At 49.7% G+C, this 7,520-nt stretch carries 5 protein-coding genes and 1 rRNA gene; 1 reads left to right on the top strand and 5 read right to left on the bottom strand.

Annotation, left to right across the window (positions count from 1 at the left end):
* The 3 genes from A8990_RS29635 to gyrA all read right to left on the bottom strand — a co-directional run.
* Positions 1-181: ribosomal RNA gene (locus A8990_RS29635) — 16S ribosomal RNA — on the bottom strand; the annotation flags it as partial.
* 300 nt (positions 182-481) lie between these two features.
* Entirely contained in the window at positions 482-1,579 is a 1,098-nt protein-coding gene (locus tag A8990_RS29630) for an HD-GYP domain-containing protein (RefSeq protein WP_116192625.1), read from the bottom strand.
* A 35-nt stretch (positions 1,580-1,614) separates the two neighbouring features.
* Positions 1,615-4,107 carry a DNA gyrase subunit A gene (gene gyrA / locus A8990_RS29625; protein ID WP_116192624.1) on the bottom strand — a complete coding sequence of 831 codons (2,493 nt, stop codon included), beginning with the start codon at positions 4,105-4,107 and terminating at the stop codon, positions 1,615-1,617.
* A 357-nt stretch (positions 4,108-4,464) separates the two neighbouring features.
* Here gyrA and A8990_RS29620 point away from each other — a divergent pair, with 357 nt between their 5' ends.
* Positions 4,465-5,226 carry a YheC/YheD family protein gene (locus A8990_RS29620; RefSeq protein WP_116192623.1) on the top strand — a complete coding sequence of 254 codons (762 nt, stop codon included), beginning with the start codon at positions 4,465-4,467 and terminating at the stop codon, positions 5,224-5,226.
* Between the two features lie 41 nt (positions 5,227-5,267).
* Here A8990_RS29620 and gyrB read toward each other — a convergent pair whose 3' ends face one another.
* Positions 5,268-7,178, bottom strand: coding sequence for a DNA topoisomerase (ATP-hydrolyzing) subunit B (gene gyrB / locus A8990_RS29615; RefSeq protein ID WP_116192622.1), 1,911 nt, complete (start codon positions 7,176-7,178; stop codon positions 5,268-5,270).
* Between the two features lie 66 nt (positions 7,179-7,244).
* Positions 7,245-7,493, bottom strand: a complete 249-nt coding sequence (gene remB / locus A8990_RS29610; protein ID WP_116192621.1) for an extracellular matrix regulator RemB — start codon at positions 7,491-7,493, stop codon at positions 7,245-7,247.
* Positions 7,494-7,520: the final 27 nt, after the last annotated feature.

Here is a 7,520-nt window from a genome sequence, read left to right as displayed (position 1 = left end):
CAAGTTGCATATCCGGTATTAGCATTCGTTTCCGAATGTTATCCCGGTCTTACAGGCAGGTTGCCTACGTGTTACTCACCCGTCCGCCGCTAACCTTACCCGAAGGCAAGATCCGCTCGACTTGCATGTATTAGGCACGCCGCCAGCGTTCGTCCTGAGCCAGGATCAAACTCTCCATAAAGGCGAAATGGCGGAGCCATTTGCGCTAAATGAATTCGCTTGTTAGCTCATTCAAAAAACTAGCTTAATTGTATGACCTTTTGACAGGTCGCTCATTGTTCAGTTTTCAAAGAACAAATACTTCTTGTTTCGTCCACCGTATGTCTCAGCGGCGACTTGATTAATATATCACATCCGCCTACATCGTTGCAAGCTTTTTTTATTGTTTAAATAAAAACTGTGTTATATCGATCCGGCCCTCAAAAGCGGCAAGAAATAATATAACACAGTTAACTATACGAGGTCAACCCTCATATGCAATTTATTGCGAGCCTGATTTTGACAGTACTTCTTCGATGTAATACTGCCTCTCGTTCGCCAGGTTTACGATCGTTCCACCGACGTTTACCCATGGCCTTGTCGGGTGATTGCGATCGGAGAATACAATCTCTCCAACCCGGTCATCATTCAACCGGACGATTGTACCGTTATGGAACTGAGTGGCCTTCTCGATGAAAGTTCTAACATACGCGGCATCCAGCTTACCGAAGGAGTCCTGCTGCAGCTGTTCTAGCACCAGATATGGCGACGACGCTTTGCGATACGCCCGCTTCATTGTCATCGCATTGAAAATATCCGAGATCGCGACAAACTTCGCATACGGATGAATCTTCTCAGAGCCGATGCCAAGCGGATACCCGCTTCCGTCATATCGCTCATGATGCTGAAGCACTGCGAGCTTAACGCCTTCATTGAGACCCGCAACATTTTTGAGCAATTGGTACCCAAGAACGGTATGCCGCTTCATCTCCTCGACTTCAGCCGTTGTCAGCTTCGTCGGTTTGTTGAGAATGTTGCTGTCGACCTTGGCATTACCGATATCGTGTAGCAGCCCCGCCAGCGCTGATTGCACCCAGTCCTTCTTAGGCAATCCCGTCCACTGAGCCATCATGTAGCAACAAAGGGCTGACATCACGCTTTTGTGGTACAGGTAATCCTCAGTCGGAACGTTATGTGATGCAAACGTCAGCAGCTTGTAATCTTGGCTATATTGAAGCAAGCACTCCAGCTGATTACGAACTTCAAGAATCGGGAATGCCACTCCGCCGCTTGCCATCTGCTTAAACACCTTCTTGAGCAGTACGACAGTAAGATCATACTGCTCAACTAGTGCCGACTTGGTAGAAGCTGCTGCATCCTTAGCCCCATCTTGGGATTTATCGGCGCCAGCCTCCTCGCCATCCTTCTTATCGATCGGTGATTCTATTGTAACTTGTGCCACCATAAACGCGTGCAAAATCTCTTGCTCGCGCTGCATAATGACTTTGCCTTTATGGAAAAGAACACTGCCAAGGGGGGTGAGAACGTCTTGTGCAATTTTGTCCCCGAGCTTAACTTGCGAAGCTGCTACTGTCGCCATTTACTCTCCTCCACCCTGCCTGCGGTTAGTCGATCCTACGTTTCGTCAGTGGAGTTTTCCTCTGGCCCCTGACCGTCAGCTTCTTCATCGATGTTATCTGATTCTTCGCTGCGGGCAACTCGCGTTACTGTAGCAACTGAATCATCCTCACGAATATTAATCAGCCTCACGCCCTGCGTATTACGACCCATGGAAGAGATACCATCCATACTCATACGGATCATCGTGCCGGCAGAGGTCATAATCATGAGATCCTCATCATTCTGCACAACTCGGAGGCTAACGATCGCACCATTACGCTCTGTAACGTTGAGTGTCTTAATGCCTTTACCGCCACGACTTTGGCTCCGGTATTCACTGATAGGCGTCCGTTTTCCGTAACCATTCGCTGTAACAATGAGCACGTCATTCTCAGGAACAACGGTATCCATACTAATAACGTGATCGCCCTCGTCGGTATTGATGCCTTTTACCCCAGTTGCTGAACGGCCCATTGGGCGTACATCTTGCTCAGGGAAACGGATCGACATGCCTTGGCTTGTACCCATGATAATCTCTTGGTTGCCGTCAGTGAGCTTCACACCGATGAGATCATCGTCATCGCGCAGGTTGATCGCAATGAGACCGACCTTACGGATGTTCGAGTAGTCATCAAGCGGTGTCTTCTTCACGATACCTTGCTTCGTCGCAAAGAACAGGAATTGGTTCGGCTCGAACGATTCAACCGGAATTACCGCGTTGACCGTCTCGCCCTGTTCAATTTGCAGCAGATTGATGATCGGCGTTCCGCGCGCTGTACGGCTTAACTCTGGAATCTCGTAAGCTTTCAAGCGGTACACCTTGCCTTTATTCGTAAAGAAGAGCAGGAAGTGGTGCGTATTGGATACGAATAGATGCTCGACGAAGTCGGTATCCTTCGTGTCCATGCCGATAACCCCTTTACCGCCCCGCTTCTGGCTGCGGTAAGTGGTTACTGGCAGACGCTTCACATAACCGGAGTGCGTAACCGAGATAACAACATCTTCACGAGGAATAAGATCCTCATCCAAAATCTCGTCTTCGCTCGCCATAATCTCTGTGCGGCGCTCATCACCAAATTTCTCTTTAACCTCTTCGAGCTCTTCGCTAATAATCTGCAGGACAAGCTGCTCGTCAGCGAGGATCGCTTTATACTCCGCAATCTTGCTGAGCAGCTCCGCATACTCGGCCTCGATTTTGTCGCGTTCCAGACCAGTGAGGCGCTGCAAACGCATATCGAGGATCGCTTGTGCCTGATCGTAGCTGAGGCTGAAGCGCGTAATCAAGCCATTGCGTGCTTCTTCCGTTGTTTGCGAAGCGCGGATCAGCGCAATGACCTCATCCAGATGGTCAAGCGCAATGCGCAAGCCTTCGAGGATATGGGCGCGGGCTTCCGCTTTCTTCAGGTCAAACTCCGTACGGCGACGAATGACTTCGACTTGGTGCTCTAAATAGTAATACAGAATATCACGCAGGTTCAGCGTGCGCGGCTCGCCTTTTACAAGCGCCAGCATGTTGAAGCCGAAGTTCATCTGCATCTGTGTTTGTTTGTACAGGTTGTTGAGTACAACCGTCGGCGTTACGTCACGGCGAAGCTCAATAACAACACGCATACCGTTGCGGTCGGATTCATCGCGCAAATCGGTAATGCCGTCGATCTTCTTCTCGCGAACGAGCTCAGCGATCTTCTCAACTAGCCGTGCTTTAACGACTTGGTAAGGCAGCTCGTGTACGATGATCCGTGCTTTGCCGCCATTCTCCTCGATCGTTGCACGTGCACGCATAGTTACGGATCCGCGGCCAGTCGTATATGCCTGGCGCATGCCTTCGCGACCCATTACGAAGCCGGCCGTCGGGAAGTCTGGACCCTTGATGTAATCCATCAGCTCAATTGGAGTAATCTCCGGGTTGCTGATAAGTGCTTGTACGCCGTTAATGACTTCCGTCAAGTTATGCGGCGGAATATTCGTTGCCATACCAACGGCAATACCCGTCAAGCCGTTAACGAGCAGGTTCGGGAAACGAGCTGGTAGAACAGTCGGTTCATGCTCTTCTCCGTCATAGTTAGGCGCATAATCAATCGTCTCTTTATTGATATCGCGAAGCATTTCCATTGCGATCTTCGACAGCCTAGCTTCTGTATAACGCATCGCCGCAGCCATATCGCCGTCTATGGAACCGAAATTGCCGTGACCGTCGATCAACATGTAACGAAGCGAGAAGTCTTGCGCCATCCGGACCATCGTTTCATAGACGGCAGAGTCGCCGTGCGGATGGTACTTACCGATTACTTCGCCGACGATTCTCGCAGATTTCTTATAAGGCTTGTCCGGAGACATTCCAAGTTCAGACATTGCAAATAGAATACGGCGATGCACCGGCTTCAGTCCGTCACGAACGTCTGGAAGCGCACGGCTCACGATGATACTCATTGCATAGTCCATAAACGACTCGCGCATCTCGACTCCGATATCGCGATCTCGCACTTGCAGATTGTTCTCTTCTGCCATCGTAAACCTCCTAGGGATTGCGTATAAACAATAAGCGTCTAACAGGTTGCTGTTGCTGCAAATCCCGTTAGATGCAGGGATAATCGTATAACAGCGTAATAGATACCATTTTCTCTAAATTGAGCTGTACTTAAACGTTTATCGGTCATAAACTTAACTTTATCAAGTTGGGCAGACGCCCACTCCACGTGCCCTTAACCGCCATAATGTAACATGATTATGAAATCATAATTTCCACCAATAGCGATGAAAGCAAAAAATAGGCATTATCCCTATTATAACATCGTTTTCAACCTATGTCTCCTGCAGGCTTGTAGGCATAAGCCTCTACTTCCACTTACGAAAGGCGGAGCCTCGTTGACCATTCAACGTGTGAAAAGCAAATGGGCCAAAACCAAAGTCCTGTTAAATTCCGAACAACTGCGCGCCCGTATTCCGGTGACGAAGGTGTGGAGTCCTTCTTCGCTTGAGCAGCTGCTGCAAGAGTTCGGCATGCTATATGTGAAGCCCGATCAAGGCACATTCGGTATAGGCGTTATCCGGGTAGAAAAGCAATCCGAAATATCCTACTCCTACCAGCATGATACGAAGATTATGCAGTTCGCCTCATTCGAGGAACTAGCACGTTCGCTTCAGCGGCTGATCGGCAGCCGGCGTTACTTGATTCAGCAAGGCATTCAGCTGCTGAGATACGAAGGCCGCCGCTTCGACATCCGCATCATGGTTCAGCACAATTCGCAACGGATGTGGGAGACGACCGGCATCATTGGCCGGCTTAGCCATCCGAAGAAGATCGTCACGAACTATCATAGCGGCGGAACGCCGATGTCTATCGACGAGCTGATGAGCCCGCATTTACAGCAAGGTCAGATCAACGGCTATAAGACATGGCTTGCCGAGATTGGCACTTCAACGGCACGTCAGCTGCAAACCAAGTACCCCGGCTTGAAAGAGATCGGTATTGACCTCGCCATTGATGAATCGTTCCTACCCTGGATTTTGGAAGTGAATACTTTACCGGATCCGTTCATCTTCCGCAAGCTTAACGACAAGTCCGTCTTTCTCCGCATTCACCGTTACTGTGTCGGGTATGGTAGATTCAAACGCCGCGCCAAGTAAAAACAAGCCGCCCGAATCGTCGGACGGCTTGCTGCTTGTTTTTAGATATCCAAGTTTTTAACAAATTTCGCAAACTCCTGAATGAATTCACGTCGTGGCTCAACGTTATCACCCATAAGTGTTTCAAAAATATTATCTGCTTCGATCGCATCCTCGATCGTAACCTGCAGCATTGTGCGGCTCTCTGGATCCATTGTAGTCTCCCATAGCTGGGAAGCGTTCATCTCGCCGAGACCTTTATAACGCTGTACGTTGACTTTCGCGCCTTCACCAAATTCCGCAATGATCGCATCACGTTCCTTCTCGCTTTGCGCATAGCGGACCACTTTGTTGCGCTCGATCTTAAAGAGCGGCGGCTGTGCGATATAGATATAGCCAGCCTCGATGATCTTACGCATGTAGCGGAAGAAGAAGGTGAGGAGCAGCGTACGAATATGCGCTCCGTCGACGTCAGCATCGGTCATGATGATGACTTTATGGTAACGTGCCTTCGAAATGTCGAAGTCATCGGCAATGCTTGTACCAAGTGCAGTAATAATGGCACGAATCTCTGTATTCGACAGAATCCGATCCAGACGCGCGCGCTCAACATTCAGAATCTTACCCCGCAGCGGCAAGATCGCTTGGTAATGGCGATCACGACCTTGCTTCGCCGACCCACCTGCGGAGTCACCTTCTACGATGTAGATTTCACTGATGGATGCATCCTTGGAGGAGCAGTCCGCCAGCTTGCCCGGAAGGGCGCTTACTTCAAGCGCACTCTTACGGCGCGTCAGCTCACGGGCTTTACGTGCGGCTTCACGCGCACGCGATGCCTGAAGGCCCTTCTCAACGATCTTCTTCGAGACAGATGGATTCTCGTCCAGGAACTCTTGGAACTTCTCCGCGAAGAACGACTCGACGATACCACGTACTTCACTGTTCCCGAGCTTCGTCTTCGTCTGGCCTTCGAATTGCGGCTCTGGAATCTTCACCGAAATAATCGCCGTTAAGCCTTCACGAACGTCATCGCCGGAGAGGTTGTTGTCACTCTCTTTGATCGAGTTCGATTTGCGGGCATATTCGTTAATGATCCGAGTCAGTGCGCTTTTAAAGCCGGACTCATGCGTACCGCCCTCGTGCGTATTAATATTATTCGCAAACGAATAAATATTCTCGGTATAGCTGTCGTTATACTGTATCGCAACTTCAACATGAATGTTGTCCTTATCGCCTTCAACGTAGATCGGCACTTCGTGAAGCGCCTCGCGGCTGCGGTTCAAGTATTTGACGAACTCGATAATACCGCCTTCATACTTGTACGTGTGATGAGCTCCTGTCCGCTCATCGGTCAGTGCAATCTCAATTCCTTTGTTCAAGAAAGCCAACTCGCGAATACGCGTTTGCAGGATCTCATACTCGTAAACGGTCGTCTCTGTGAAGATCTCTGGGTCCGGCTTGAAACGAGTCGTTGTTCCGCTCTCGTCAGTGTCACCGATCACTTGAAGATCGTACTGCGGCGCGCCGCGGCGATATTCTTGTCTATAGACCTTGCCTTCCCGCTTAACGGTTACTTCTACATGTTCCGACAATGCGTTAACGACGGAAATACCTACGCCATGAAGTCCGCCGGATACTTTGTAGCCTTCGCCGCCGAACTTGCCGCCTGCGTGCAGAACGGTCATAACGACTTCAAGCGTCGACTTCTTCAGCTTAACATTCTCGCCGACAGGAATACCACGGCCGTTATCGACAACGGTAATGCTGTTATCTTCATGAATATACACTTCAATGCGTGTACAGAAGCCTGCGAGCGCTTCGTCAATACTATTATCAACGACTTCCCATACGAGATGGTGAAGCCCTTTGCCGCTAGTGGAACCGATGTACATCCCGGGACGTTTGCGTACCGCCTCAAGCCCCTCTAGAACCTGTATCTGACTTTCATCATACGTATGCTGATTCGACGACATACTGGATTTCACTGCTCCTCTCAACTACTCTTGCCACTAAAACTGTATACGTTCCGAAAAAGCCACCTAAGTGGTTGCAAAATGATGCGAGCGTTTCTTCAGCGTAGAGGACGAAATCGGCGAATAGTAGACTTTGTTCTCCGTCACAACGATAGACTTGGCCTCTTCTTCTCCGATGACTTCGACGTCTTTGCGCTTTCTCGCTTGGGTAACAAATTGCTTGGACAGCTTAGAGGACTGCTCGATTGAAATATCAAATATAGCTACGAGTTCCGCAGCGCGTATAATCTTTTCTCCGCCCAAATGAATGTACATAAGTCCCCACCCCTTCGTCTTTACGCC

The sequence above is a fragment of the Paenibacillus taihuensis genome (assembly GCF_003386535.1).
GTDB classification, from domain to species: Bacteria; Bacillota; Bacilli; order Paenibacillales; family Paenibacillaceae; genus Paenibacillus_Z; species Paenibacillus_Z taihuensis.
This window is presented reverse-complemented; position numbering and strand designations above follow the sequence as displayed.